Consider the following 25133-nt stretch of genomic DNA (forward strand, 5'->3'; position numbering starts at 1 on the left):
GGCAAAATTCAGCGGCGGCGCGAGATACGGCGCGAGCCGTCCGCCGCGCGTTCGACCGTGATCGGACGGATCTGCGCCAAGGCTTCGAGGAAGTTGTCGGGGCGTCGCGGATCGAACACGCCGCTGACCGGCAGGTCGCCGATGTCACTGTCGGAAATCAGGATCGGGCGATCGACATAGCGGTTCACTTCGTCGATCACGTCGCGCAGCTTCTGCCCGTCGACATCCAGCTTGCCGCGCACCCAGGCGACCGAGCGCGCATCGAGATCGCGTTTCAGCGCGTGGATGCGCGAGCCGCGCGTGATGGTCAGCAATTGCGTTGCGCCAAGCTTCTCGCTGGACGGGCCCGCTTCGTCGCGCACGTCGACTGTGCCTTCTGTGACGGAGACGAGAATTTCCTGCGGACGCAACGCGACCGCATATTCGGTCCCAGTTGCACGGGCCTTGATCCGGTCGGCTTCGACTTCGAACGGACGGAAGCTTTCATATGCGACGCGGAACAGTGCCTGGCCGCGCTGCACCGTCACCGATCGCGACAGCGGCGTGATGCGAACGTCGAGTTCGGTCTCTGCATCGATGGTCACGTCGGACCCGTCGGCGAGCTGGATCGTACGTAGGTCGCCTTTGCCGGTGATCACATGGCGCTCGTCGACCCGGTCGCGCCACAGCAAGCCGGCCAGCATCAACAACGCTGCAGCGGCCATCAGCGTTGCGGCACGCCAGTGATAGCGGCCAGCGGGCTCGTCCAGCAATTCACCCGAGCGAATACGGTAATTGCGTGCGGCTTCGTCGAAGGCAACGCGATGGCGCGGATCCGCCGTCAACCAGGCTTCAAACGAAGCGAGGATTGCGGGTTCGGTCACGCCGCTGCGAAGCCGCGCGACCCACTGGGCTGCCTCTTCCCTCATCGCCTTCTGACGCGGTTGTCCGCGTTCCTTGCGGCGGCGCCGACTCCAGCGCCGCAGTCGGGGATGTCATGCCACGACGCTGCGGCCCGCGCACGCGTTCGATTGGGTCATTCATAGGAACGACACGCGGCCTGCGGATGTAGGGATGCACGCGCACGCGCAGTGCGCGAGAAAATGAATGGTCAGGCCACGCTTGGCTACGAAGCGCGGCGCGCGTCGGGCAGGGGGACCTCGACCGGCGGTTTCATGCGGATCGAGACATGCAGACCAAGACGCCGCCAATGCATCGCCGCGACTTGCGCCGCACGGCGCAAGCGCATGGCCATCAATGGCTGTCGTCCACCGGCAAGCTCGGTCCAGGACGGCACCCACAGCACGACACGTTTTGCGATGGGGAACTCGTCGTAGCGGAAGGTGACGGTGCGCCCGTCGATTCCGATCTCGATCAAGTCGCTCGTGACACGCAACGCGCTGCCCGGTTCGGGCGCGACGCCGCGCAAACGAAGATCCATCGGGAAGGTCAAAATCTCGCCCATGCCAGATGCAAGTCGGAAAGGGCGGTTTGCGTTCCGCGCGCGCGGCAAAAACCTATGCGCAAAAATCCGCGTAGCGGCGGTGGCCTCGAGTCGGCCGGGCGACTCCGATCAGCCCAACTCCGTGATCAACGCGGCCGTGCACACCGCAACGATCGATGCACCGAAGAAGAAAAGCTGCGCCTTCAACCAGGCGGCCTGCCAAACGTCATCCATTGCGCATCTCCGTTACGAGTTGTTGCAGCGAGGGTGATTGCGGCTAACGCCGCCGGATCCGTGCGACCAGGTTCCGTCGTTCGTCGACGCGGACCAGCGCGTCTTCGATCGCCGTATCGATCGCGTCGAGTTCGTATTCGCGTTCGCTGGGAACGTAATTCCGCCCGCGCAGCGACACTGGATAGGAGCCGACGAAGGCGCCGTTTTCGCGGTACAGATCGACAATGCGGATGCAGCCGTTCATCGCGCGCCTACGGATCAATATTTCCGGATCAGGCCGACCAGACGGCCTTGGACCTTCACGCGCTCGGCACCGAAAATCTGCACCTTGTGCGCAGCGTTCGCAGGTTCCAGCGCGATCGTGTTGCCCTTCTTGCGGAAGCGTTTGAGCGTCGCTTCCTGATCATCGATCAGTGCCACGACGATCTGCCCTGTCTCGGCGGTTTCGCAGCGCTGAATGACAACCGTGTCGCCATCCAGAATGCCTTCGTCCTGCATGGAATCGCCGGCGACTTTGAGCGCGTAGAAGTCACCGCTGCCGACCATGTCGGGCGGAACTTCGACCGACGTGCCTTGATCGCGCAGCGCCTCGATCGGCGTACCGGCTGCGATCTTGCCGTAGAGCGGGAGGTTGACGGCGGCGCGTTCGAGATCGCCGGTTAGGCGCTCGACCGGGCGGCCCGAGAGAACCGCCGAGAAATCGCCTTTGATGACGCTGGGCCGGAACGGCGCCACGTTGCTGCGCGCGGCAGGCCGCGGCGGCATTAACGGCGTACCGCTGCGCGTACCTTCGGGCAGACGCACCACTTCCAGCGCGCGGGCGCGATGGGCGAGGCGGCGCAGAAAGCCGCGCTCCTCAAGCGCCGTGATCAGCCGGTGGATGCCGGATTTCGACTTGAGGCCAAGCGCGTCTTTCATTTCGTCGAAAGACGGCGCCACACCTTCGGCGGCGACCCGCTCGTGGATGAGCATCAGCAGCTCGTGCTGCTTGCGCGTGAGCATCGCGTTCTTCCCCTAAAGGGCCGGCCCCGGACTGGAACGAACCGGCAACTCTTGAGGGTGTTCTACGAACGTTCCTGGTGAGTCGTCAAGTGCGGGTGCATGGCGCCCGCACCCCCGCGAAGCCGGGGGCCCATTTCAATGCTCTCGCGGCCTTTTCTTGTATGTGCTCGATGCCAACCATGGATCCCCGCCCTCGCGGGGACGCGCTGCGCACGCTTTCAAACGCCCAGCAAAGCCCGGGTGGCGGCCTCGAGATCCGGCAGGCGCAGCAGGGACTCGCCAACCAGGAAGCGCCGCGCGCCGACTTTGTGCAGCCGTTCCAGGTCGGCGCGGGTCTTGAGACCGCTCTCGGCGACCAAGGCGGCGCCCGCCGGGAGCAGAGAGCTAAGCTCCTCCGTCGTGGCGAGATCAGTAACGAGCGTGCGTAGGTTGCGGTTGTTGACGCCGAGCATAGTCGCGCCGAGCGCGGCACCGCGTTCGAATTCTTCGCGGTCATGCGCCTCCACCAGCACGTCCAGCCCGTACGACCGCGCCGCGTCGAACAATTCGCGCAACGTCGCGTCGTCCAGTGCTGCGACGATCAGCAAGGCGCAATCGGCGCCCATGGCGCGGGTCTCGGCGAGCTGCCACGGGTCGACGATGAAGTCTTTGCGCAACACCGGCAGCGACGTCGCGTTGCGTGCCGCGTGCAGGTCGGATTCGGTGCCGCCGAAATAGGGCAGGTCGGTCAACACCGACAGGCACGCAGCGCCGGCGCGTTCGTAGGCCTGCGCCAGCTGCGCCGGATCGAAGCCAGGACGGATGTCGCCGCCGCTGGGGCTTTTGCGTTTCAGCTCGGCGATCAGCGCATCCTTGCCGGCCGCTACTTTGCGCGACAGCGCAGCTTCGAAGCCGCGCACCGGCGACGCGTCGCGTGCGCGCTTTTCCATCTCGGCGAGCGAGGCTTGCGCCTTGCGCTGCGTGGTCTCAGTCCGCGTGTCGGCAAGAATGCGAACCAGCACGTCGTTGCTCATGGCGTACCTTGCGTGACTTGGATCAGCCCATCGAGCGCGCGCTTGGCTTTGCCCTGGTCGACCGATGAAGCTGCCATCGCAGCCGCATCGCGGATCGAGCCGGCAGCACCCGCGACGATCAAGGTCGCGGCCGCGTTGAGCACGACGATGTCGCGATAGGGCCCCTTCGTGCCGTCCAGCAGCAGCCGCAGCGCATGCGCATTGTGCTCGGCGTCACCACCGCGCACTGCGTCGATCGGTGCTTCGGCCAAGTCGGCGTCGCGCGGCGCGATCGCGAATTCGCTGCGCTTGCCGTCTGCCAGCGCGATGACGTGCGACGGACCCGACAGCGACAGCTCGTCCAGACCGCCATGACCATGCACGATCCAGAAGGCTTCGGCACCAAGCCGTTGCAGCACGTCGGCCATCATCTGCTGCTTGTCGGCCAGTGCGACGCCCAGCAGCTGTCGTTTGACGCCGGCCGGATTGGCCAACGGTCCGGTCAGGTTGAACAAGGTCCGCAGCGCAAGTTCGCCGCGCGTCGGACCGACATGGCGCATCGACGGGTGATGCCGCGTCGCCATCAGGAACGCGACTTTGTGCATCGCCAGCGAATTCTCGAGCGCAGCAAGCGGCGGATCGAGCCGGACTCCCAACGCTTCGAGCACGTCGGCGGCACCAGACTTGGACGAGGCGGCGCGATTGCCATGTTTGGCAACCGGCACGCCGCAACCAGCGACGACGAACGCGGCCGCGGTTGAGATGTTCAGCGTGTGCGCGCCGTCACCACCGGTGCCGCAGCAATCGACTGCACCGGCCGGTGCGTGCACGCGCTCCATGCGGGCGCGCATCGTGCGTACGGCGCCGACGATCTCGTCGATGCTCTCGCCGCGCATGGCCAAGGCCATCAGGAACGCGCCCATCTGCGCCTGCGTCGCGTCGCCGGCCATCATGACGTCAAAGGCGTGGCGTGCCTCGTCTTCGGCGAGGATCGCGCCGCTCACCAGCTTGGCGAGCAGCGGTTTCAAACTACGCTCGGTCATTGTTTGGCGAGCTCGAGAAAGTTGCGCAGCAGCGCGTGCCCATGTTCGGACGCGATGCTTTCGGGATGAAACTGCACACCGTGCAACGGCAGTTCCTTGTGGCGCAGACCCATGATCAGGCCGTCATCGGTCTCGGCATTGATCGTCAGCGAGTCGGGCAGCGTGTCGCGCGCGACGATCAGCGAGTGATAGCGCGTGGCCTGGAACGGCGAGGGCAGGGTCGCGAACACGCCGTCGGCGTCGTGGTTGATCGGGCTGACTTTGCCGTGCATCGGTGCCGGTGCGCGCACGACTTTGCCACCGAATTTCTGGCCGATGGCCTGATGGCCAAGACACACGCCCAAGAGCGGCGTGCGGGTTGCGGCGGCGCGGTCGATCATGTCGAGACAGATGCCGGCGCGATCGGGATCGCACGGACCGGGCGACAGCACGATCGCCGACGGTTTCTTCGCCAGCGCCTGGTCGGCGGTCAGCGTGTCGTTGCGGTGGACTTCGACCTCGACACCGAGATCGCCCAGATACTGGACGAGGTTGAAGGTGAAGCTGTCGTAATTGTCGATGAGCAGAAGCATGCGGGAATCCTCAAGCGAAGGCGCCCGCTGTGGCGGGCACTACTGAGCGGCTGTCCGGAAACGGCCGCGCCATCGCTGGGTCTGCTTCGTCATGCGGGCGGCACCCTAGTTGCGCTGCGCGCCAGAGGCTAGTGCCTCTTCCGCCGCACGGACCAGGGCCCGCGCCTTGTTGACGGTCTCTTGGTACTCGGCGTCGGCGTCGCTGTCGGCGACCACGCCGCCGCCTGCCTGCACGAACAGCGTGCCGTCTTTGACCACGCCGGTGCGCAGCGCGATGCAGGTGTCCATCGAACCATCGGCGCCGAAATAGCCGATGCAGCCGGCATAGACGCCGCGGCGCGTCTTCTCCAGCTCGTCGATGATTTCCATCGCGCGCACTTTGGGTGCCCCCGACACAGTGCCAGCCGGAAAGCCCGCCGACAGCGCGTCCAGTGCATCGTATTTCTCGTCCAGCTCGCCAACCACGTTCGACACGATGTGCATTACGTGGCTGTAGCGTTCGACGATCATCTGCTGCGTCACGCGCACCGTGCCGGTCTTGGCGATGCGGCCGACATCGTTGCGGCCGAGATCGAGCAGCATCAGATGTTCGGCAAGCTCCTTCGGATCGGCGAGAAGTTCGTCGGCCAGCGCCTGATCTTCGTCGGGCGTACGGCCGCGCGGACGCGTGCCCGCAATCGGGCGGATCGTGACTTCACGGCCGCGCAAGCGAACCAGAATTTCCGGGCTCGAACCGACGATCTGAAAGCCGCCGAAATCGAGGAAGAACAAAAACGGCGACGGGTTCAGACGGCGCAGCGCGCGATAGAGATCGAAGGCGTCGCGGCCGAACGGCACCGTGAAGCGCTGCGACGGCACGACCTGAAACGCGTCGCCGGCGCGGATGTACTCGCGCGCGGTTTCGACCATGGTGCGATACTCGTCCTTGCTCGTGTTCGAGCGCGGTTCGAGGCGCGGCGGCTCGGTCGCAAGACGCGGCGGTTCGGCGGGCAATTGCACCGACAGATTCTCGACCACCTTGTCGAGACGCCGCTCGGCCGACGGCACGTCACCATCGCGCACCACCGTTACCAGCACGATCGTGCGTTCGACATTGTCGAACACCGCGACCACGGTCGGCCGCAGCAACATCGCTTCGGGCACGCCGAGTTCGTTTTGGTGACGATCGGGCAGGCGCTCGATCAGACGCACCATGTCGTAGCCGAGATAGCCGAACAGGCCGGCTGCGATCGGCGGCAGGCCGCGCGGAAGCTCGACCCGGCTTTCGGCAAGCAGGCGGCGCAACGACGCGAACGGCGCGTCCGGTTCGGCGACCGCGCCGGTGCCGCGATCGATCGAGGCCCAAGGTTTTTGATTGGGGCCTGCATCGCAGCGCCAGATCAGATCGGGATCGAGCCCGATTGCGCTGAAGCGCCCCAGCGCGTTACCGCCTTCAACCGACTCCAGCAGAAACGCGTGCCGATGGCGCGGCATGAGTTTCAACATCGCGGAGACAGGCGTCTCCAGATCGGCGACCAGCCGCCGCGACAGAACCTGCGGCGTCGATGACATGCGTCTTACTCGGCGTTGGCGCCGTACATGCGATCGAGCGCGATGCGATCGATCTCGACCGGATAGCGCGCACGCAGCGCCTTGATGAACAACGCGGCGCGGTCGTTGGCGATCGAACGTTCGACCTCTTGTTTGGCTTGCGCCAACTGCGGTCCGGCTTGCGCCAGGTCGGCCGGCACGATGCCGGTCAAACGGGCGATCACGACGCCGTCGGCCGTGTCGGCGCTGGTCACGACACCGGCCTTGCTGTCGAACAGCTTGGCGACGATCTCGCGCGGCACGACCGGCGCCGCCGTCGGCGCGGCATTGGCGAGCAGGCCGGCTCGGTCGAAGGGCTGCGTCGTAACCAGCGTTGAGCCGGCTTCTTTGCTCAGCGAGGCGAGCGTTGCGCCCGCATTGGCTTTTTCGACCAGCGCGGAAGCTTTCTTGCGCGTCGCTTCGGCGCGTTGTTCGCCTTTCCAGGCGGCAACGACTTCGGCCTTCACTTCGGCGAGCGGTTTCAGAACAGCCGGCGTGACCGTGTCGGCACGCACGACGATGTAGCGCGCGTCACCGGATTCAACGAGGTTCGACGTCTCACCCTGCTTCAAACCAAAGCCGGTGCGCAGCAGATCGGGCGCGACATTCGCAACCGGTTTGCCGTCGGCGCCGCGGCCTTGCGCATCGACCGGGCCTACTTTCACCGGCGTTGCGCCAACCGTGTTGGCGATTTCGTCGAGTGACGCACCGCCGGCGAGACGATCGTCCAGCTTCTGCGACTGTTCGATCAGGCGATCGGCGGCGCGTTCGCGCTTGGTCTCGTCGAGCAGTTTGGCTTTTGCCTGGTCGAACGGAATTTCGCCGCCCGGCGCAATGTCGGTGACGACGAAGACGTGATAGCCGAGCGCGCTTTGCACCGGTCCAGCAACGACGTTCTTCGCCGCGTCGAACACCGGCGCCTGCAGCACGTCCGGCAGTTCTTCTTTTGCAGCCGCGTCGATCGTAACCGGGGCGGGGGCCTTCAACTGCTTTGCAGCGTCGGCGAGGCTTTTGCCTTTGGCCGCAGCCAGCAGCGCATCGGCCTGCGCCTTGTCGCTCAGCACGACTTGCTCGACCTTGCGGCGTTCCGGCTTCACGAATTCGGTGCGGCGCGCTTCGTAGGCGCCTTTCAAATCTTCGTCCGAGACCTCGATCTGGCCGAGGAAACTATCCGGCGTCAGAACCAAGCTGGTCAGCGTGCGCAGTTCGGGACGCGTGAACGCAACCGCGTGTGCTTGGTGATATTCGGTGAGCTGCGCGTCGGTCGGTTCGGCGATGCCGGTGGCGCTGTCGTTTTTGATTGTCAGCGTTTCGGCAACGCGGCGTTCGGCGCGGGCACGATAGAGATCGTCGACCAGCAGGCCGGGCGCGGCGGGGCCGCCCGCCATCGCGTCGAGCAGCAGACCGGTGGTCAAATCGCGCTTGGTCGCTTCGACGAAGCTTTGTTCGGTAAAGCCCGCTTGCTGCAGCATCTGGATCATGCGGAAGCGGTCGAACTGCTTCGTCGTCGGATCGACGAAGGCTTGCTGCTGACGGATCAGCTGCACTGCTTGTGCGTCGCCGACGACAAGGCCTGCATCCTGCGCCGCACGCAGCAGCACGCGGTCGTCGATCATGCGTTCCAGCGTCTGGTCGAGCAGGCCGAGGCGCTTTGCGGTCGCGGCGTCAAACGCACCGCCGCCGGTGGCGCGGCGCACGCGCTCGAGCTCGCGGCGGAATTCGCGATCCAGATCGACCGTCGCGATCTTGTCGCCACCGACCGTGGCGACGTTCTGGTCGAGCCCGCGATTGCGGAGCACGTCGCTGACGCCAAAGAACAGAAAGGAGACGAGCAGAAGCCCGAACAGCACTTTGACGACGAGTGAACCGGCAGCGCCACGAAACGCCTGAAGCATCGAACCTGATCTCTACGGAAAGAGCGGCCCCGAAGGGCCGGAAATGGGCGCGGATCGTAGGGACCGGGCCTCGGGCTGGCAACCGCGAGCCCCGGGCCGGCAGGGGCCCTCTTATCTTTTCACGAGGGGCTCGTTACATCGGCCTCTTCCTTGGAGGAGCAGCGCCTTGTCTGACCGTCGCGTCCTGATCGCCGGGAATTGGAAGATGAATGGCAGCCTGGCCGCCGCCGAAGCCTTTGCCTTCCAGCTTGGCAGCCATCTGGCGAAGACGCGGTCTGCGGCGGAACTGCTGGTCTGCCCGCCCGCGACCTTGCTGCAGCGCCTGGGCGAGAAATTGCGGCCGCTGAACGTCGAACTCGGCGCCCAGGACTGCCACGCCAAGCCGTCGGGTGCCTTCACCGGCGATCTGGGCGCGCCGATGCTGGTCGAGCTGGGCTGTCGCTACGTCATCGTCGGCCATTCGGAACGGCGGCAATTTCACAAAGAAGACGACGCGACTGTGCGCGCCAAGGCCGAGGCGGCGCTGGCGGCCGGGCTGACGCCGATCGTCTGCGTCGGCGAAACCGAGGCGCAGCGCGAATCAGGCCAGGCCGAATCAGTGGTCGGATCGCAGCTGGCTGGATCTCTGCCCGAGGCAGGCGCGATCGTGGTCGCCTACGAGCCGGTTTGGGCGATCGGCACCGGCAAGAACGCGACGCAGGCCGACATCCAGGCCATGCATGGCTTCCTGCGCAGCCGGTTGGGCACACGCGCCGACGCGACGCGTCTTCTATATGGCGGCTCGGTAAAACCGCAGAACGCCGCGGAAACCTTGGCGACGCCGAACGTGGACGGCGTGCTGGTGGGCGGCGCCTCGCTGGCTGCCGAGGACTTCTGGGCCATCGCGTCTGCGACGCCCGCGCGGTAGCATCCCGTCCCGGAATAGTTTACGACGCGCGCTTTCGTACGCCGGGCAGAACCATGGATACCGTCCTTCTCGTCATTCATCTTTTCCTCGCCATGGCGCTGATCGGCACCGTGCTGCTGCAGCGCTCGGAAGGCGGCGGCCTCGGCGTCGGCTCGTCGGGCGGCATGGGCTCGTTCATGAGCGTGCGCGGCACCGCAAATCTGCTGACCCGCATGACGGCGATTCTGGCCGGCCTGTTCATGGTGACGAGCCTGGTGCTGGCGATGATGGCCGGCCACGGCAACAAGCCGCGTTCGCTGTTCGACACGACGGCCCCGGTCACGCAGCCAGCGCCTGGCGCACCGGCACCGACCACCCAGGCTCCGGCAAACCCGGCGCCGGCAACTCCTCCGCAGCAACAGGCTCCCTCCGTCCCCCTCTCGAAGTGAGGGGCGGCGTGACCCGCTTCATCTTCATCACCGGCGGCGTGGTCTCGTCGCTGGGAAAAGGCCTCGCGTCCGCATCGCTGGGTGCGTTGCTCCAGGCGCGCGGATTCAAAGTCCGCCTGCGCAAGCTGGATCCGTATCTGAACGTCGATCCCGGCACGATGAGCCCGGTGCAGCACGGCGAAGTGTTCGTCACCGATGATGGTGCGGAAACCGATCTCGATCTCGGTCACTACGAACGCTTCACCGGCGTCGCCGCGCGTCGCACCGACAACATCACGACCGGTCGCATCTATTCGAACGTGATCTCGAAAGAGCGTCGCGGCGACTATCTCGGTGCGACGGTGCAGGTGATCCCGCACGTCACTGACGAGATCAAAGCGTTCATTGGTTCGGACCTGACCGACGAAGATTTCGTCTTGTGCGAAGTCGGCGGCACGGTCGGTGACATTGAAAGCCTGCCGTTCCTCGAAGCCATCCGTCAGTTCGGCAACGAAATCGGTCAGGAACATGCGCTGTTCGTGCATGTGACCTTGGTGCCGTTCCTGGGTGCAGCGGGCGAGCTAAAGACCAAACCGACGCAGCATTCGGTGAAAGAGCTTTTGTCGGTCGGCATTCAGGCCGGCATGTTGTTGTGCCGTTCGGAACATCCGATCCCGGCCGACCAGCGCCGCAAGATCGCGCTGTTCTGCAACCTGCCGCCTGAGCGCGTGATTGCAGCCAACGACGTGAGCACGATTTACGAAGTCCCGCTCGCCTATCACGCGCAGGGTTTCGACGAGCAGGTGCTGCAGTATTTCAACATCACCAACGCGCCCAAGCCGGATCTCCGCCGCTGGGATTCGGTGGTGAAGCGCGTGCGCGAACCCGAGCACGACGTCACGATCGCAATCGTCGGCAAATACACGACGTTGATCGACTCGTATAAGTCGCTCGCCGAAGCGTTGGCTCATGGCGGCATCGCCAACAATGCGCGCGTGCGGCTGGAATGGCTCGATAGCCAGATCTTCGAAACCGAAGATCCGGTTCCGCATCTGGAAAACGTACACGGCATTCTGGTGCCGGGTGGTTTCGGCGAACGCGGCACCGAAGGCAAAATCCACGCAGCGAAATTCGCGCGTGAACGCAAAGTCCCGTATTTCGGCATCTGCTTCGGCATGCAGATGGCGGTGATCGAAGCAGCGCGCAATCTCGCCGGATTGAAAGGCGCGGGCTCGACCGAATTCGGTCCGACCGAACATCCAGTGGTCGGTCTGATGACCGAGTGGCTGCGCGGCAACGAGCTGGAAAAGCGTGCGGCCAATGGCGATCTCGGCGGCACGATGCGTCTCGGCGCCTATCCCGCCATCCTGCGCCAGAACTCCAAAGTTCGTGCGATCTACGGCGCCGGCGAAATCAGCGAGCGTCATCGCCATCGCTACGAAGTGAACATCAACTACCGCCAGGCGCTGGAACAGCAGGCGGGGTTGATCTTCTCAGGCCTGTCACCCGACGGCGAACTGCCCGAGATCGTCGAACGTGCCGATCATCCGTGGTTCGTCGGCGTGCAGTACCATCCGGAATTGAAGTCGAAGCCGATGGATCCGCACCCGCTCTTCGCCGCCTTTATCAAGGCCGCGATGGAACAGTCGCGCCTGGTGTGATCGCTGGCCGCGCCTAGCGCGGGTCGAATTCGATATTGATCGAAGAATCGTCGTGCGTGACGCGTGCACGCACGACATCGCCGCGCCGCAGGTCGATCGGTTGCGGCGCGCAATGCAGCACGTGATGCCAGCAGCTTTCGATCGCTTTGGGATCGTTCTCGTAGACATTGCCCGGTGACAGATCGTGTCGCTGCATATCGCGCGTCAGCGCGCGACCAGCATCGGAACATCGCGTCTAACCGAAAAGCGGCGATTTGCGCTGGTCAGAACAAGGACCAGTCCAGGTTGGTCGAAGCTGATGCCGACGCCGCCAATGGACTGAAACTTGGGCAACTTCGCGAGTTGCGTGACACCGTTGGCGCGGACTTCATAGACGCCGTCGATACCGGCAGCCCAGACGCGTCCCTGGCCCGACACCAAGCCGAAGAACGCGACCGACGGAAATGGCACGCCATTGCGGCGCTCCGGCGGCCGCGGATCGGGGCCAAGCTGCTTGGCGAAGAGCGATCGGACGTCGTTCGCGCACACTTCGACAAGGCTGCCGTCCGAACCCATGTGCACAAGGCCGATCGCGGCGATCACGCAGCCTTTCTTCCAGGGTGACGCCACGATGCCGTTCACCGGATGGCACTTCGGATTGAGAACGCCGCCGCAAATACCGAGGCCCGTATGCGACACGGAGGAGACGAACCCATTGTCGCGCTCGATCGCATATAGGCCGCCGCCCCATTCGCCAGCGTTCATTCCGACGAGCAAGAGTTCCGGGGTTACAAGCGTCGCCGCGGCATTCCCGATCGTGTTTGGCATCGGTTCATAAAGGCCGCGCGTTTTTGCTGTGCCGTCGGTGATCGTTGTTAGGTTCTGCTGCGTCAGCAGCAAGATTTCCTTTGCGCCGCAGGTCGCTGCGATCAGCGGCATTCCAGCATGTTCAATCGTGCCGAGTTCTTGCCACGATCCGGAGGAGTGGCGCCGCACGGTCCATTTCGTGCCGGCGCGAATGCCGCCGATGGCGACCGGATGACCATCTTGTGCGCACAGTTCGAGGGTTTGTTCGGGCTGTGGTTCAGATCGCCACCTCGTCTCGCCTTCGGCCAGAGATGCCAGTGTGCCGCGGTCCGATAGGACCCACAGGCGCCCGTCCGCGAAGACAGCGCGGATAAGATTGCTGTCGATGTCGTCTGCGACAGCGGGCGCCGTCAGTAGCAGCAGCGCGCTGAGCGCGAGAAGGGCGGTTCGCATCCGCCAATCATCTAGTCGTCAGCTGTCCGACGCTAGGCGCGACCGCCGCGCCACCGTGGCGAACCGGCTGTCGATTGCGCCGCGTCCGGTCGACGTCGCATAGGCGCGGCCGTTCGCTTCTTCGTGGATCCAGCCATACGAGACCGCAGTCACGAAATCGCGGTTGAGGTTGTGCGGCGGCGGTTCGCGCGCGGTCGAGAAGCAGCGTTTGATGTCGAGCCGGGTGAAGTGCGGCTTGTTCTCGTCGCGCTCGAGATGGACCGCGAAGGCGAGGATCTTTTCCGGGTTCGACGACGCGCCACTGGCATCCAACGCCTCGCGGGCGGACTGCAGCGGCTTGCCGGAACTGCCGGCGAGCGGAGCAGGGACGGACGGCTCCCAGCCCAGAACCATCGCCAGGACGCGATGGGCCTCGTCCCGGTCGAGGGCGCGCTCGAGCCGCAACCCGTCTCCTTCCAGGGTCAGGCGATACGGCCCGGTATCCTCGTCCTGCATAGCTATTTTCACCAACATGTATCGAATCTGTATCGACGATACATCACTTGTATTGCTCCTGTCTTCCACAGGTGCGGGACCGATACCGGCGATACGGAAAACCGTCTTCCACAGACAGCCCACATCTGCGCCCCGCGTGGCTTGTCGCGGCGGCGCACATCGGCCCATGCGGGCAGTGCGCTTGTCGCGCGGCCCTACATCGGCGATGAACCAGCGCCTTTTGCCGCTCGGCTTTCCGTCCCTGGAGGTTTCCTTGTCTGCCATCGTCGACATTCACGGCCGTGAGATCCTGGACAGCCGCGGCAACCCGACCGTCGAGGTTGAGGTCGTGCTGGAGACCGGTGCGTCAGGCCGTGCCGCGGTCCCGTCGGGCGCCTCGACCGGTGCCCACGAAGCCGTCGAGCTGCGCGACGGCGACAAGAGCCGCTACGGCGGCAAGGGCGTGCTGAAAGCGGTCGATGCGGTGAACGGCGAGATCTTCGACACACTGTCGGGGTTCGATGCCGACGATCAGATCGCGCTCGACCGTTCGCTGATCGAACTGGACGGTACGCCGAACAAGGCACGTCTGGGCGCCAATGCGATCCTGGGCGTGTCGCTGGCGGCTGCAAAAGCAGCGGCGGATGAGGCGGGCCTGCCGCTCTACCGCTATGTCGGTGGTGCGGGTGCCCATGTGCTGCCGGTGCCGATGATGAACATCGTCAATGGCGGTGCCCACGCCGACAACCCGATCGACTTCCAAGAATTCATGGTGATGCCGGTTGGCGCTGCGACCTTCTCGGAAGGTCTTCGGGTTGGCGCCGAGATCTTTCACGCGTTGAAGTCGCAGCTGAAGAAAGCCGGCCACAACACCAATGTCGGCGACGAAGGCGGCTTTGCGCCGAACTTGAAATCGGCCGACGAAGCGCTCGACTTTGTGATGCGCGCGATCGAGAGCGCCGGCTACAAGCCGGGCGACGACGTCGTGCTGGCGCTGGATTCCGCTTCGACCGAATTCTTCAAAAACGGCAAGTACGAGTTGGAAGGCGAAGGCAAGTCGCTCTCGCCGACCGAGATGGTCGCTTATTACCAGACGCTGGTCGGCCGTTATCCGATCGTGTCGATCGAAGATGGCATGGCCGAAGACGATTGGGACGGTTGGAAGGCGCTGACCGACGCGATCGGCTCGAAGGTGCAGTTGGTCGGCGACGATCTGTTCGTCACCAACCCGAAGCGGCTTGCCGACGGCATCGCGCGCGGCACCGCCAACGCCATTCTGGTCAAGGTCAACCAGATCGGCACGCTGACCGAGACGCTGGAAGCGGTCGAGCTGGCGCATCGCAACGCGTATCGCGCGGTGATGAGCCATCGTTCGGGTGAGACGGAAGATGCGACCATCGCCGACCTCGCCGTCGCGACCAATTGCGGGCAGATCAAGACCGGCTCGCTGTCGCGCTCGGACCGGTTGGCCAAGTACAACCAGTTGCTGCGGATCGAAGAAGGGCTTGGACCGGCCGCCAAATACGCCGGCCGCACTGCCTTGAAGCAGGTTCGCTAAAAAATCTTTCGGCGAGGCTCGCAGGCAAATCTGCGAGTCATCTGAATCGCTTACGGGCGATTGTGGAATCCGCGATGTCCTACAGCGACATCGCGGGTTTGAAAAAGCGTTTGACCGAGCGAATCACCGTGTGATTCCGTCCGCCCCATCATGGGTTCGCGTCTTCGCCGAAAGCTGCTGCAGATACTTGGCCCCGTCTCCGGAGCCTGCCTCGTCGCGTACTTTGCGTACTACACGGTGCAGGGTGATCGCGGACTCATGACCCTTACGCGGTTGCAGGGGCAGGTCGCGCGGTCAGAAGGTCAGCTCGCCACGCTGCAGACCAACCGCGAGGGGCTGCAGAAGAAAGTTGCGTCGCTGCGGCCCGAAAGTTTGGATGTCGATCGGCTCGATGAGCGCGCCCGCACGCTGCTCAACTACGCCGCTCCCGACGAGGTGGTCGTGCTGCGCCGCAAACACTGATTTGCCTCGTTTTCCGGCACGTTGACCCGCGTATTTGTTCTGGCCCGATACCTTGCCAGGGCGGGGGTGCAGCGGTAGCTCTCTTTAGCGAATTTCGACATCAACGTTCGATGCGCGCCGCCAGCTGGGTCCAAAGGGGACCGGCCCGCGGCAGGGGAGTGAAATGGCTAAAGCCGCCGAGAAAACTGCCACGAAGCCGGGTGGCGCGGAGCCCTCGCACAATCTGCTCCGCCAATTCTATCGCGACATGCTGATGATCCGCCGCTTCGAAGAGCGCGCCGGCCAGCTTTACGGCATGGGTCTGATCGGGGGCTTCTGCCACCTCTATATCGGCCAGGAAGCAGTCGTCGTCGGAACCCAGGCGACGCTGAAAGAAGGCGACAGCATCATCACCGCCTATCGCGACCACGGGCACATGCTGGCTTGCGGCATGGATCCCAAGGGCGTGATGGCGGAGTTGACCGGACGTGCCACCGGTTACTCAAAGGGCAAAGGCGGCTCGATGCACATGTTCAGCCGCGAGAAGAAATTCTTCGGCGGCCACGGCATCGTCGGTGCGCAGGTTCCGTTGGGGACTGGCCTGGCCTTCGCGCACAAATACAAAAAAGACGGGCTGCTCTCGGTGACGTCGTGCGGTGACGGCGCGATCAACCAAGGCCAAGTCTATGAGAGCTTCAACATGGCAGCGCTTTGGAAGCTGCCGGTGCTCTACATCATCGAGAACAACAAATACGCGATGGGCACCAGCCAGGCGCGCGGCGCCGCTGGCGATCTCCATCAGCGCGGTGCGGCCTACGGCATTCCGGGCAAAGTCGTCGACGGCATGGATGTGCTCGCGGTCTACAAGGCTGCGATCGAAGCGACCGAATATGTGCGCGCCGGCAACGGTCCGATGATCCTCGAGATGAAGACGTACCGCTATCGCGGTCACTCGATGTCGGATCCGGGCAAATACCGTTCGAAAGACGAGGTCGAAGACATGCGCAAGCATCACGACCCGATCGAACTGCTGAAGTCGAAGATGATCGAACAGAAGCTCGCCGATGAAGCGACGCTGAAGGAGATCGACAACGAGATCCGCGCGATCGTGGTTGAAGCGGCGGACTTTGCGCAGCAAAGCCCTGAACCCGATCCGAAAGAACTCTGGACCGACGTGATGGTCGAGGCCTGACAAGATGACCGACATTCTGATGCCGGCGCTGTCGCCGACCATGACCGAAGGCAAGCTTTCCAAGTGGCTCAAAAAGGAAGGCGACACCATCACCGCCGGTGACGTGATCGCCGAAATCGAAACCGACAAAGCGACGATGGAAGTCGAAGCGGTCGACGAAGGTACCTTGACCAAGATCCTGGTTGCCGAAGGCACCGAAGGCGTCGCGGTCAACACGCCGATCGCGCAGCTGAATGGTGCTGCCAACGGCGCCGCGAACGGCAAGGCCGCTGCCGCGCCGCCGCCGGCCGCCAAGAGCGACGACGCGCCGAAAGCAGACGCAAAGTCGGAAGCGAAGGCGCCGGCTGCTGCGCCAGTGCCGCCCAAGCCGGAAGCCAAGTCGTTCCCGGCCGAAGAAGCCAAGTTCTACGAGACGACTGCGAGCAAGACCGTCCGCGAAGCGTTGCGCGACGCGATGGCCGAAGAAATGCGGCGCGACGAGACCGTGTTTCTCATGGGCGAGGAAGTCGCCGAGTACAACGGCGCTTACAAAGTCAGCCAGGGCTTGCTCGACGAATTCGGCGCTGAGCGCGTGATCGACACGCCGATCACCGAACAGGGCTTCGCTGGTCTTGGTGTTGGCGCTGCGTTCAACGGCTTGAAGCCGATCGTCGAATTCATGACCTGGAACTTCGCCATGCAGGCGATCGACCAGATCGTGAACTCGGCTGCGAAGACGCAATACATGTCGGGCGGCCAGATGGGCTGCTCGATCGTGTTTCGCGGTCCGAACGGCGTCGCCTCGCGCGTCGGCGCGCAGCACAGCCAGGATTACGCGTCATGGTACGCGCACGTGCCCGGTCTCTACGTACTGGCGCCATACACTGCCGCAGACGCCAAGGGCTTGTTGAAGGCGGCGATCCGCGATCCGAACCCGGTCGTGTTCCTCGAACACGAGCTGATGTACGGCACCGCGTTCGATGTGCCGGTCGACGAGAACTTCATCGTTCCGATCGGCAAGGCGCGCATCGCGCGTCCGGGCAAAGACGTCACCATCACGGCCTATAGCCGCATGGTCGGCCTGGCGCTGGCCGCCGCCGAGCAATTGGCCAAGGACGGGATCGATGCGGAAGTGATCGATCTGCGCACCATCCGTCCGCTCGACGTCGAGACGATCACCAACTCGGTGAAGAAGACCAACCGTCTGGTCTCGTGCGAAGAAGGCTGGCCGTTCGCCGGCATCGGCAGCGAGATGGCTGCGATCGCAATGGAGAACTTCTTCGACGATCTCGATGCGCCGGTCGCGCGCGTCTACGGCGTCGACGTTCCGCTGCCATACGCCGCCAATCTCGAGAAGCTCGCGCTGCCGCAGGTTGAGCACATTGTCGAAGCCGCGAAAAAGGTGAGCTACCGCTGATGGCGATCGACATTCTGATGCCGGCGCTCTCGCCCACGATGACCGAGGGCAAGCTCGCCAAGTGGGTGAAGAAGACCGGCGACAAGATTTCGTCGGGCGATGTGATCGCCGAAATCGAAACCGACAAAGCGACGATGGAAGTCGAAGCGGTCGATGAAGGCACGTTGGGCGAAATCCTGGTGCCGGAAGGCACCGAAGGCGTCGCCGTCAACGCGGTGATCGCAAAGCTGTTGGGTGAAGGCGAAAAGCCCGGCGCTGCAAGTGCAGCACCGGCGCCGAAGAAGCAGGAGCCGCCGACACCGGCGCCCGCAGCACCGGCAAAAGAACCGCCGAGCAGCGCGCCCGCCAAACAAGAGCCGCCGGCGTCCAAGCCGCCGGTGCAGGCGCAGGCAAATGGCTCGCGCGTGATTGCGAGCCCGCTCGCCAAGCGCATCGCCGAGCAAAGCAAAATCGATCTCAGCAAAGTACAGGGCAGTGGCCCGCACGGCCGGATCGTAAAAGCCGATGTCGAAGCAGCCGCCAAGGGCGGCACTGCAACGAAAGCTGCAGCGCCGAGCGTCGGCGGTGGTGCTGCACCGAAGAGCAGCGTCGATGCGCGCGGCCTCGCCGATGCGCTGAAGATGAAATACGACGTGGTGCCGAATTCGGGCGTGCGCAAAGTCATTGCGCGCCGCCTGACCGAAGCCAAACAGACCGTCCCGCATTTCTATCTAACGCTCGACTGCAATCTCGACGAACTGCTGGCGTTGCGTTCGAAGATGAACGCTGCGGTCGAAGGCTCAAAGATCTCGGTCAACGACTTCGTCATTCGCGCCGCGGCGCTGGCGCTCAAGAAAGTGCCGGACGCCAACGTCTATTTCACCGACGAAGCGATTCTGAAATTCGAACATGCCGACGTGTCGGTTGCGGTCGCGACCGACAACGGTCTGATCACGCCGGTGATCAAGGCAGCGGAAACCAAAAGCCTGGCGCAGATCTCGAAAGAGATGCGCGACCTCGGCACGCGCGCACGCGCCGGCAAGTTGAAGCCCGAAGAATATCAGGGCGGCACTTTCTCGGTGTCGAACCTCGGCATGTTCGGGATCAAGCAGTTCGAAGCGATCATCAATCCGCCGCAGGCTTGCATTCTCGCGGTTGGCGCGGGCGAGCAGCGCGCGATCGTGAAAGACGGCAAGGTCGAAGTCGCGACGATGATGTCGTGCACCTTGTCGGTCGATCATCGCGCCGTCGACGGTGCCTTGGGCGCTGTCTATCTGCAGGCCTTCCAAGCGTTGATCGAGAATCCGTTCGGGTTGATTTCGTGACCCAGGTCATCGACCTCGCCAAGAAATTCGCGAGCTTCTCGGAGACCTGGCAGCCGAAAATCCTGGCCGAAGTGAACGGCCAGGAAGTTCGCATCGCAAAGATCGACGGCGAATTCGAATGGCATCGGCACGACGATGCCGACGAGATGTTTCTGGTCGTCAGCGGCAAGCTGCGGATGCGCTTTCGCGACAAGGACGCAGTCGTGTTGCCGGGACAGATGATCGTCGTTCCGCGCGGCACCGAACATCTGCCGGTGGCTGAGCCCACCGCCGAAATTCTGATGATTGAGACCGCCGGCACGCGCAATACCGGCGAGCACGAAAGCGAACGCACCGCCGTTCTGGAGCGTATCTGATGGCCGCACAGGAATTCGATCTGGTCGTCGTCGGCAGCGGCCCGGGCGGCTATGTCGCCGCCATTCGTGCCGCGCAGCTCAAGATGAAAGTTGCGATGGTCGAGCGCGCCGAACTGGGCGGCATCTGCCTCAACTGGGGCTGTATTCCGACCAAGGCGTTGCTGCGTTCGAGCGACGTCTATCACATGCTGACTCATGCCGAGCAGTTCGGCCTCAAGGTTGAAGGCAAAGTCTCGTTTGATCTGACCAAGATCGTGGAACGTTCGCGCGGCGTCGCGAAGCAGATGTCGCAAGGCATCGCGTTCCTGATGAAGAAGAACAAGGTCACGGTCATTCAGGGCGACGCCAAGCTGAACGGGCGCGGCAAGCTGAACGTCACCAAGGATGGCGCAACGACCGAGGTCGTGGCCAAGCACATCATTCTCGCGACCGGCGCGCGCGCGCGGCAACTGCCGGGCCTCGAAGTCGACGGCAAGCTGGTCTGGTCGTATCGCGAAGCGTTGGTGCCGAAAGAACAGCCGCAGCGTCTGCTGGTCGTCGGTTCGGGCGCCATCGGCATCGAATTCGCCAGCTTCTTCCGCACGCTTGGCAGCGAAGTCACGGTGGTCGAATTGCTCGACCGGATTCTGCCGGTCGAAGACGAAGAGATCTCGGCTTTCGCGCGCAAGGCGTTCGAGAAGCAGGGCATCAAGATCCGGACCGGCGCCAAGGTCACCAAGCTCGACAAGAAGACCAACAGCGTCGTCGCGACGATCGAAGCCGACGGCAAGACCGAGACGCTCGAAGTCGACCGCGTCATTTCGGCGGTCGGCATCGTCGGCAATATCGAAGAAGTCGGCTTGGACACGGTCAAAGGCGTGAAGACCGATCGCGGCTTCATTCAGGTCGATGAATATCTGCGTACCGGGGAGCCCGGCATTTACGCGATCGGCGACGTGGTCAGCCCGCCCTGGCTGGCACACAAGGCGAGCCACGAAGGCATCATCTGCGTCGAAGCGATCGCCGGCCTGCATCCGCACAAGATGAAGGTCGAGAACATTCCAGGCTGCACCTACTGCACGCCGCAGGTGGCGAGCGTCGGCTGGACCGAGGCACGCGCCAAGAAAGAAGGCCGCGAAGTCCGCGTCGGCCGTTTCCCGTTCATCGGCAACGGCAAGGCCGTGGCGATGGGCGAGCCGCAGGGGCTGGTGAAGACGATCTTCGATGCCAAGACGGGCGAGCTACTCGGCGCCCACATGGTCGGCGCCGAAGTGACCGAGCTGATCCAGGGCTATGTCATCGCCAAGACCGGCGAACTGACCGAAGCCGAGCTGATGGAAACGATCTTCCCGCATCCGACCATCTCGGAAACGATGCACGAAAGCGTGCTCGACGCGTACGGACGCGTGATCCACATCTGACGCGCGTCGGGTGCGGCGCTAGCGCTGCACCCGCCACCGCGCGCCGACCAGCGCGCCAAGCCCCGACAGAAACAACACCAGCGAGTCTGGCTCCGGTACTTGCTGCGGCACGTCCGGCGTTGCGCCGCCGGGCGGCGTCGTGTCGACGATCACGATCGGCGTGATTGTCGGCAGGCTCGGCGTTGTGATTGGCGTTGTAAGCGGCGGCAAGATCACCGTCGTGACCGGAATTTCGGGAGTCGTGGTCACGGGCGTCGTGTGGTCGACGGTTGGGAAGGCGCCTGTCGGACTGGTCGGAAAATCGATGCCGGGAACGCCAATCGCCGGCGTGTTGTGGACGGTGTCGATGGCGGTCGGGAATTGCGCGACGGCGCTCGACGAAAGTCCCGTGGGCGTCGCTGACGACCCAACCGGCGCAGACGCACCGCCAGCGGCATAGAGGGCGGGCGAGGCGGCGGCGTTGCGCAAGCGCCCCAACGGCGAAGCAGGTGCGGCGAGCGGCGCCAGCACCGCGCCGGGCACGGTCTGGCGACAATAGGCGGGCAATGGCGGCGTCGCAGCGGCGACCGGCAGGGGTGCGGCGGCTGGCTTGGCGACGACTCGCGGCTTTGTGCGATGGATGCGGGGCGGGTGTGAGTCCGCCGCCGCCATGCCGATGCCGGCTTGCTGGACTCGCGCCTTGCGAATGTGGTGGCGCTTGGCCGGCGCCGAACTGGCCGCTGCAACCGCGGGAATTACCGCGGCCGCGATCGATTGGCGCGGCGGGATCGGCTGGCAATCGATGCTGCCGGCTGCGGCGGGCATCGCGAAAAGAAGGGCAATCGTCGTGGCGAGGGGTTTGCGGGACACGGGCTTTGCTGGCTGCGGCAGGAATTCAACACTTCCGGAACTCAAGTCGAACGCGTCGGGGTTGTTCCGCGCTTCCAAACTGCAATTAGACGCGGGGCTGACGCGCGTGGGCCGCCAGACCGGGGTGGTAGCGATCGCTCAGCGACCGACCTATCTTGCCTGACGTTATGAGCGCCCCGACCGACCCCAAGCTCCGCCATCCCGAAAAGGCCAAGCGCCCGGACAATCCGATCGCGCGCAAGCCGGACTGGATCCGCGTCAAAGCTCCGACCTCGAAAGAATATTTCGAGACCAAAGAGCTGATGCGCGGCATGAGCCTGTCGACCGTCTGCGAAGAAGCCGCCTGCCCGAATATCGGCGAATGCTGGGCCAAGAAGCACGCGACCTTCATGATCCTGGGCGCGACTTGCACGCGCGCCTGCGCCTTCTGCAACGTCGCCACCGGCAAGCCCGACAATCTCGATCCGCACGAACCGCTGCGGGTTGCGATCGCGATCGGCAAGCTTGGCCTCGAACATGTCGTCGTGACGTCGGTCGATCGTGACGATCTCGACGATGGCGGCGCACAGCATTTCGTCGAGACGATTCAGCAGATCCGCCGTCGCAGCCCGAAGACGACGATCGAAATCCTGACGCCCGACTTCAAGAACAAGCCGGGCGCGGCCGAGACGATCGCCGCGACGCCGCCGGACGTGTTCAACCACAATCTCGAAACCGTGCCGCGCCTGTATCCGTCGATCCGTCCGGGTGCGCGCTATTTCGGTTCGCTGCAGTTGCTGGCGCGCATCAAGGAAATCGATCCCGCCATCTTCACCAAGTCCGGCATCATGGTCGGCCTGGGCGAAAGCAAAGAAGAAGTCGGGCAGGTGATGGACGATCTGCGCGCTGCCGACGTCGACTTTCTGACCATCGGCCAGTATCTCGCGCCGACGCCGAAACACGCGCCGGTCGATCGGTTCGTGACGCCGGAAGAATTTCAGCAGTATGAAGCGATGGCGCGCGCCAAAGGCTTCTTGATGGTGTCGGCGTCACCGCTGACGCGCAGCTCGTATCACGCCGGCGATGATTTCCGCCGGTTGCGCGAAGCCCGCGCCGCCAAGCTCGCTGCCGCAGAATAAATCCGTGCCTGAACATTCCGAGCGGCGGCTTCTGCCTTACACGCCGGAGCAGATGTACGATCTCGTCGCTGCGGTCGAGCGCTATCCGGAATTTCTGCCCTGGTGCATCGGCGCGCGCATCGATCGCCGCGAAGGCGATGTGTTCTGGGCCGATCTGATCATCGGCTGGAAGCTGATCCGCGAACGCTTCAAATCAAAAGTCACGCTTACGCCGAAGAGCAAAATCCACGTCGAATATGTCGAGGGGCCGATGCGCTACCTCCACAATGACTGGATCTTCGAACCGCATCCCCAAGGCTGCGCGGTCGAGTTTCATCTCGATTTTGAATTCAAGTCGGCGATGCTGAATGCCGTGATGGGCGCGCTGTTTCACGAAGCGGTGCGCCGCATGGTCGGCGCGTTCGAAACCCGCGCAGAACAGCTCTACGGGCGTTAGGCCGAAAGGCTCACACATTCGAGCAGCAGGCGCAGCGCGTGCTCGACCGACGCCAAGCGCACCTGCGCACGATCACCTTTGAAATGCATCGTTTCGGCACGGCATGGATGCGTGCGTGTCGCGATGGCGAAACAGACCATGCCGACCGGCTTCTTCGGCGTACCGCCATCGGGACCGGCAACGCCTGTCGTCGAGACCGCGATCGTCGCATTGGAATTCTTCAAGGCGCCTTCCGCCATCGCGCGTGCGACTTCTTCCGACACGGCGCCGTGGTCGGCGATGAGATGTGCTGGCACACCGAGCATCTCGGTCTTGGCTTGGTTGGAATAGGTGACGAAGCCGCGTTCGAACATGCTCGAACCGCCGGGAATTTCGGTCAGCGAGGACGCGATCAGACCGCCAGTGCAGCTTTCCGCAGTCGCGATCGTGGTCTTGGTTTCCAGCGCCCGTTTCAGCATCTGCTTGGCCAGCGCGATCGCAGCCGGCGGCAGCAAATACGCAGTCTGGTCCATCTTGGCGTCTTCGCTCACGGCAGACGCACCGTCGCCACGGCTTGCGCTGCAAGACCTTCGCGACGACCGGTGAAGCCCATGCCTTCGGTCGTGGTTGCTTTGATGCTGACGCGGTCGGCCGGCAGGCCGAGAATCCCGCCGATCTTTTCCACCATGGCAGCGCGGTGCGGACCCACCTTGGGTGCTTCGGCAAGCACGGTGATGTCGACATGCACGACGCGGCCGCCGCGTGCGCGCACCAAGTCGTTGGCGTGGGCCAGGAACTGATCGCTGGCGGCATTCTTCCATTTCATGTCGGACGGCGGAAAATGGGTTCCGATATCACCGTCGCCGATCGCGCCCAGGATCGCGTCGGTCAATGCGTGCAACGCGACGTCGCCGTCGGAATGCGCAACGACACCGTGATCGTGTGGAATGCGCACGCCGCCAAGCCAGACGTGATCGCCGGGCCCGAACGTGTGCACGTCAAAGCCGCTGCCCATGCGGATGTCGTTGAGCGTCGCAAGACGTTCGGCGAAAGCGAGATCTTCCATCGTCGTGACTTTCAAATTGGCGGCGTCGCCGAGCACCAGCTCGACATGATGGCCGGCGCGTTCAGCGACGGCTGCGTCATCGGTAAGTGCAAGGCCGATCGCAGCGCGATGCGCGGCCAGGATGGTGGCGAAGCGAAATCCTTGCGGCGTCTGCGCGCGCCACACGCCGGTGCGATCGACCGGCGTTCCGTCTTCCCGTCGCAACGTGTCGGCGACGGGCAGGGCGGCGATGGCACCTTCATGCGACGCCAGCGCGCCAAGCACGCGGTCGATCACCGCTTCGCTCACCAGCGGACGCGCAGCGTCGTGGATCAGCACCTGGCTCGGTGCGCCCGCCGCGGCCAGCGCTTCGAGGCCGTTGCGCACAGAGTCCTGCCGGGTCGCGCCGCCGTCGATCGGCGGCGGCAGATCCAGGCCGGCGACTGCTTGCTCGTAATGCTCACGCTGGCCGGCACCGATGACGACCTGAACGCGAGAAATGCTGCGGTGCTTGAGGAACGCTTCGATCGTCGATCGGATCAGCGGACGCCCAGCTAACGCCAAGTATTGCTTGGGAATTTCAGCGCCCAGACGGGTTCCGGCGCCGCCTGCGACGATCAGTGCCGCAGCTTCTCTTATTG

General features: G+C 64.1%; 26 protein-coding genes and 1 pseudogene. 12 read left to right on the forward strand and 15 right to left on the reverse strand.

What is annotated here, in order from left to right; genetic code table 11:
• Positions 1-8: 8 nt before the first annotated feature.
• The 9 genes from TMPK1_RS03745 to TMPK1_RS03785 form a co-directional block, all read right to left on the reverse strand.
• Complete coding sequence (locus tag TMPK1_RS03745) at positions 9-908, reverse strand: FecR family protein (RefSeq protein ID WP_420241532.1); 900 nt, start codon at positions 906-908, stop codon at positions 9-11.
• 197 nt (positions 909-1105) lie between these two features.
• A complete protein-coding gene (locus TMPK1_RS03750; protein ID WP_420241533.1) occupies positions 1106-1444 on the reverse strand; it encodes a hypothetical protein in 339 nt (112 codons plus the stop codon).
• 256 nt (positions 1445-1700) lie between these two features.
• Positions 1701-1901, reverse strand: a complete 201-nt coding sequence (locus TMPK1_RS03755) for a hypothetical protein (RefSeq protein ID WP_420241534.1) — start codon at positions 1899-1901, stop codon at positions 1701-1703.
• A 14-nt stretch (positions 1902-1915) separates the two neighbouring features.
• Positions 1916-2659, reverse strand: a complete 744-nt coding sequence (gene lexA / locus TMPK1_RS03760; RefSeq protein WP_420241535.1) for a transcriptional repressor LexA — start codon at positions 2657-2659, stop codon at positions 1916-1918.
• Positions 2660-2877: 218 nt separating this feature from the next.
• Positions 2878-3672 (reverse strand): indole-3-glycerol phosphate synthase TrpC, encoded by a 795-nt coding sequence (gene trpC / locus TMPK1_RS03765; protein WP_420241536.1) that lies wholly within the window; start codon positions 3670-3672, stop codon positions 2878-2880.
• Positions 3669-4694 (reverse strand): anthranilate phosphoribosyltransferase, encoded by a 1026-nt coding sequence (trpD, locus tag TMPK1_RS03770; RefSeq protein ID WP_420241537.1) that lies wholly within the window; start codon positions 4692-4694, stop codon positions 3669-3671. The genes trpC and trpD overlap by 4 nt, the downstream gene beginning before the upstream one ends.
• Positions 4691-5266, reverse strand: a complete 576-nt coding sequence (locus TMPK1_RS03775; RefSeq protein ID WP_420241538.1) for an anthranilate synthase component II — start codon at positions 5264-5266, stop codon at positions 4691-4693. Before TMPK1_RS03775 ends, trpD begins: the two co-directional genes overlap by 4 nt.
• 105 nt (positions 5267-5371) lie before the next feature.
• Positions 5372-6817 carry an anthranilate synthase component I gene (gene trpE / locus TMPK1_RS03780; protein WP_420241539.1) on the reverse strand — a complete coding sequence of 482 codons (1446 nt, stop codon included), beginning with the start codon at positions 6815-6817 and terminating at the stop codon, positions 5372-5374.
• A 5-nt stretch (positions 6818-6822) separates the two neighbouring features.
• Positions 6823-8730, reverse strand: a complete 1908-nt coding sequence (locus TMPK1_RS03785; RefSeq protein ID WP_420241540.1) for a peptidylprolyl isomerase — start codon at positions 8728-8730, stop codon at positions 6823-6825.
• 166 nt (positions 8731-8896) lie between these two features.
• Here TMPK1_RS03785 and tpiA point away from each other — a divergent pair, with 166 nt between their 5' ends.
• The 3 genes from tpiA to pyrG are packed head-to-tail and all read left to right on the forward strand — an operon-like array spanning position 8897 to position 11705.
• Positions 8897-9637 carry a triose-phosphate isomerase gene (gene tpiA, locus TMPK1_RS03790; protein ID WP_420241541.1) on the forward strand — a complete coding sequence of 247 codons (741 nt, stop codon included), beginning with the start codon at positions 8897-8899 and terminating at the stop codon, positions 9635-9637.
• Between the two features lie 53 nt (positions 9638-9690).
• The gene (gene secG / locus TMPK1_RS03795; protein WP_420241542.1) at positions 9691-10065 is read left to right on the forward strand and encodes a preprotein translocase subunit SecG; all 375 of its coding nucleotides are present in this window, start codon (positions 9691-9693) and stop codon (positions 10063-10065) included.
• A gap of 8 nt (positions 10066-10073) precedes the next feature.
• A complete protein-coding gene (gene pyrG / locus TMPK1_RS03800; protein WP_420241543.1) occupies positions 10074-11705 on the forward strand; it encodes a CTP synthase in 1632 nt (543 codons plus the stop codon).
• Between the two features lie 13 nt (positions 11706-11718).
• On the opposite strand, the gene TMPK1_RS03805 is transcribed toward pyrG, so the two are convergent.
• The 3 genes from TMPK1_RS03805 to TMPK1_RS03815 are packed head-to-tail and all read right to left on the reverse strand — an operon-like array spanning position 11719 to position 13712.
• The gene (locus tag TMPK1_RS03805) at positions 11719-11901 is read right to left on the reverse strand and encodes a hypothetical protein (protein ID WP_420241544.1); all 183 of its coding nucleotides are present in this window, start codon (positions 11899-11901) and stop codon (positions 11719-11721) included.
• Positions 11902-11909: 8 nt separating this feature from the next.
• Entirely contained in the window at positions 11910-12944 is a 1035-nt protein-coding gene (locus tag TMPK1_RS03810; protein WP_420241545.1) for a hypothetical protein, read from the reverse strand.
• A gap of 18 nt (positions 12945-12962) precedes the next feature.
• Entirely contained in the window at positions 12963-13712 is a 750-nt protein-coding gene (locus tag TMPK1_RS03815) for a hypothetical protein (RefSeq protein ID WP_420241546.1), read from the reverse strand.
• Here TMPK1_RS03815 and eno point away from each other — a divergent pair.
• The 7 genes from eno to lpdA all read left to right on the forward strand — a co-directional run bounded on the left by eno (position 13693) and on the right by lpdA (position 21065).
• A complete protein-coding gene (gene eno / locus TMPK1_RS03820) occupies positions 13693-14976 on the forward strand; it encodes a phosphopyruvate hydratase (protein ID WP_420241547.1) in 1284 nt (427 codons plus the stop codon). The genes TMPK1_RS03815 and eno overlap by 20 nt on opposite strands.
• A 150-nt stretch (positions 14977-15126) precedes the next feature.
• Entirely contained in the window at positions 15127-15438 is a 312-nt protein-coding gene (locus tag TMPK1_RS03825; RefSeq protein WP_420241548.1) for an FtsB family cell division protein, read from the forward strand.
• Positions 15439-15601: 163 nt separating this feature from the next.
• The gene (gene pdhA / locus TMPK1_RS03830; RefSeq protein WP_420241549.1) at positions 15602-16609 is read left to right on the forward strand and encodes a pyruvate dehydrogenase (acetyl-transferring) E1 component subunit alpha; all 1008 of its coding nucleotides are present in this window, start codon (positions 15602-15604) and stop codon (positions 16607-16609) included.
• Between the two features lie 4 nt (positions 16610-16613).
• On the forward strand, positions 16614-18005 hold the full coding sequence (locus tag TMPK1_RS03835) for a pyruvate dehydrogenase complex E1 component subunit beta (RefSeq protein WP_420241550.1): 1392 nt from the start codon (positions 16614-16616) through the stop codon (positions 18003-18005).
• The gene (locus tag TMPK1_RS03840; RefSeq protein WP_420241551.1) at positions 18005-19309 is read left to right on the forward strand and encodes a pyruvate dehydrogenase complex dihydrolipoamide acetyltransferase; all 1305 of its coding nucleotides are present in this window, start codon (positions 18005-18007) and stop codon (positions 19307-19309) included. The genes TMPK1_RS03835 and TMPK1_RS03840 overlap by 1 nt, the downstream gene beginning before the upstream one ends.
• Complete coding sequence (locus tag TMPK1_RS03845) at positions 19306-19665, forward strand: cupin domain-containing protein (RefSeq protein ID WP_420241552.1); 360 nt, start codon at positions 19306-19308, stop codon at positions 19663-19665. The genes TMPK1_RS03840 and TMPK1_RS03845 overlap by 4 nt, the downstream gene beginning before the upstream one ends.
• Positions 19665-21065, forward strand: a complete 1401-nt coding sequence (gene lpdA / locus TMPK1_RS03850) for a dihydrolipoyl dehydrogenase (protein ID WP_420241553.1) — start codon at positions 19665-19667, stop codon at positions 21063-21065. Before TMPK1_RS03845 ends, lpdA begins: the two co-directional genes overlap by 1 nt.
• Positions 21066-21083: 18 nt before the next feature.
• On the opposite strand, the gene TMPK1_RS03855 is transcribed toward lpdA, so the two are convergent.
• The gene (locus TMPK1_RS03855) at positions 21084-21914 is read right to left on the reverse strand and encodes a PEP-CTERM sorting domain-containing protein (protein ID WP_420241555.1); all 831 of its coding nucleotides are present in this window, start codon (positions 21912-21914) and stop codon (positions 21084-21086) included.
• Positions 21915-22063: 149 nt separating this feature from the next.
• On the opposite strand from TMPK1_RS03855, the pseudogene lipA reads away from it, so the two are divergent.
• A pseudogene (gene lipA, locus TMPK1_RS03860) lies at positions 22064-23032 on the forward strand (lipoyl synthase); the annotation flags it as partial.
• Between the two features lie 4 nt (positions 23033-23036).
• The gene (locus tag TMPK1_RS03865; RefSeq protein WP_420241556.1) at positions 23037-23468 is read left to right on the forward strand and encodes a type II toxin-antitoxin system RatA family toxin; all 432 of its coding nucleotides are present in this window, start codon (positions 23037-23039) and stop codon (positions 23466-23468) included.
• On the opposite strand, the gene TMPK1_RS03870 is transcribed toward TMPK1_RS03865, so the two are convergent.
• Together TMPK1_RS03870 and TMPK1_RS03875 are read right to left on the reverse strand one after the other, a co-directional pair.
• On the reverse strand, positions 23465-23998 hold the full coding sequence (locus TMPK1_RS03870; protein ID WP_420241557.1) for a CinA family protein: 534 nt from the start codon (positions 23996-23998) through the stop codon (positions 23465-23467). The genes TMPK1_RS03865 and TMPK1_RS03870 overlap by 4 nt on opposite strands.
• Entirely contained in the window at positions 23995-25131 is a 1137-nt protein-coding gene (locus TMPK1_RS03875; protein ID WP_420245611.1) for a bifunctional 2-C-methyl-D-erythritol 4-phosphate cytidylyltransferase/2-C-methyl-D-erythritol 2,4-cyclodiphosphate synthase, read from the reverse strand. The genes TMPK1_RS03870 and TMPK1_RS03875 overlap by 4 nt, the downstream gene beginning before the upstream one ends.
• Positions 25132-25133 lie beyond the last annotated feature (2 nt).

The sequence above is a fragment of the Roseiterribacter gracilis genome, assembly GCA_018332375.1.
GTDB classification, from domain to species: domain Bacteria; phylum Pseudomonadota; class Alphaproteobacteria; order BOG-932; family Roseiterribacteraceae; genus Roseiterribacter; species Roseiterribacter gracilis.

What these genes read in the sequence shown, in the direction of transcription:
- trpE (WP_420241539.1), bottom strand. Translation starts at nt 6,817, where the DNA reads ATGTCATCGACGCCGCAGGTTCTGTCGCGGCGGCTGGTCGCCGATCTG.
- TMPK1_RS03785 (WP_420241540.1), bottom strand. Translation starts at nt 8,730, where the DNA reads ATGCTTCAGGCGTTTCGTGGCGCTGCCGGTTCACTCGTCGTCAAAGTG.
- TMPK1_RS03840 (WP_420241551.1), top strand. Translation starts at nt 18,005, where the DNA reads ATGGCGATCGACATTCTGATGCCGGCGCTCTCGCCCACGATGACCGAG.
- trpD (WP_420241537.1), bottom strand. Translation starts at nt 4,694, where the DNA reads ATGACCGAGCGTAGTTTGAAACCGCTGCTCGCCAAGCTGGTGAGCGGC.
- TMPK1_RS03810 (WP_420241545.1), bottom strand. Translation starts at nt 12,944, where the DNA reads ATGCGAACCGCCCTTCTCGCGCTCAGCGCGCTGCTGCTACTGACGGCG.
- lpdA (WP_420241553.1), top strand. Translation starts at nt 19,665, where the DNA reads ATGGCCGCACAGGAATTCGATCTGGTCGTCGTCGGCAGCGGCCCGGGC.
- TMPK1_RS03835 (WP_420241550.1), top strand. Translation starts at nt 16,614, where the DNA reads ATGACCGACATTCTGATGCCGGCGCTGTCGCCGACCATGACCGAAGGC.
- secG (WP_420241542.1), top strand. Translation starts at nt 9,691, where the DNA reads ATGGATACCGTCCTTCTCGTCATTCATCTTTTCCTCGCCATGGCGCTG.
- trpC (WP_420241536.1), bottom strand. Translation starts at nt 3,672, where the DNA reads ATGAGCAACGACGTGCTGGTTCGCATTCTTGCCGACACGCGGACTGAG.
- TMPK1_RS03825 (WP_420241548.1), top strand. Translation starts at nt 15,127, where the DNA reads ATGGGTTCGCGTCTTCGCCGAAAGCTGCTGCAGATACTTGGCCCCGTC.
- TMPK1_RS03805 (WP_420241544.1), bottom strand. Translation starts at nt 11,901, where the DNA reads ATGCAGCGACACGATCTGTCACCGGGCAATGTCTACGAGAACGATCCC.
- lexA (WP_420241535.1), bottom strand. Translation starts at nt 2,659, where the DNA reads ATGCTCACGCGCAAGCAGCACGAGCTGCTGATGCTCATCCACGAGCGG.
- TMPK1_RS03750 (WP_420241533.1), bottom strand. Translation starts at nt 1,444, where the DNA reads ATGGGCGAGATTTTGACCTTCCCGATGGATCTTCGTTTGCGCGGCGTC.
- pdhA (WP_420241549.1), top strand. Translation starts at nt 15,602, where the DNA reads ATGGCTAAAGCCGCCGAGAAAACTGCCACGAAGCCGGGTGGCGCGGAG.
- TMPK1_RS03815 (WP_420241546.1), bottom strand. Translation starts at nt 13,712, where the DNA reads ATGTCGACGATGGCAGACAAGGAAACCTCCAGGGACGGAAAGCCGAGC.
- TMPK1_RS03775 (WP_420241538.1), bottom strand. Translation starts at nt 5,266, where the DNA reads ATGCTTCTGCTCATCGACAATTACGACAGCTTCACCTTCAACCTCGTC.
- TMPK1_RS03755 (WP_420241534.1), bottom strand. Translation starts at nt 1,901, where the DNA reads ATGAACGGCTGCATCCGCATTGTCGATCTGTACCGCGAAAACGGCGCC.
- TMPK1_RS03745 (WP_420241532.1), bottom strand. Translation starts at nt 908, where the DNA reads ATGAGGGAAGAGGCAGCCCAGTGGGTCGCGCGGCTTCGCAGCGGCGTG.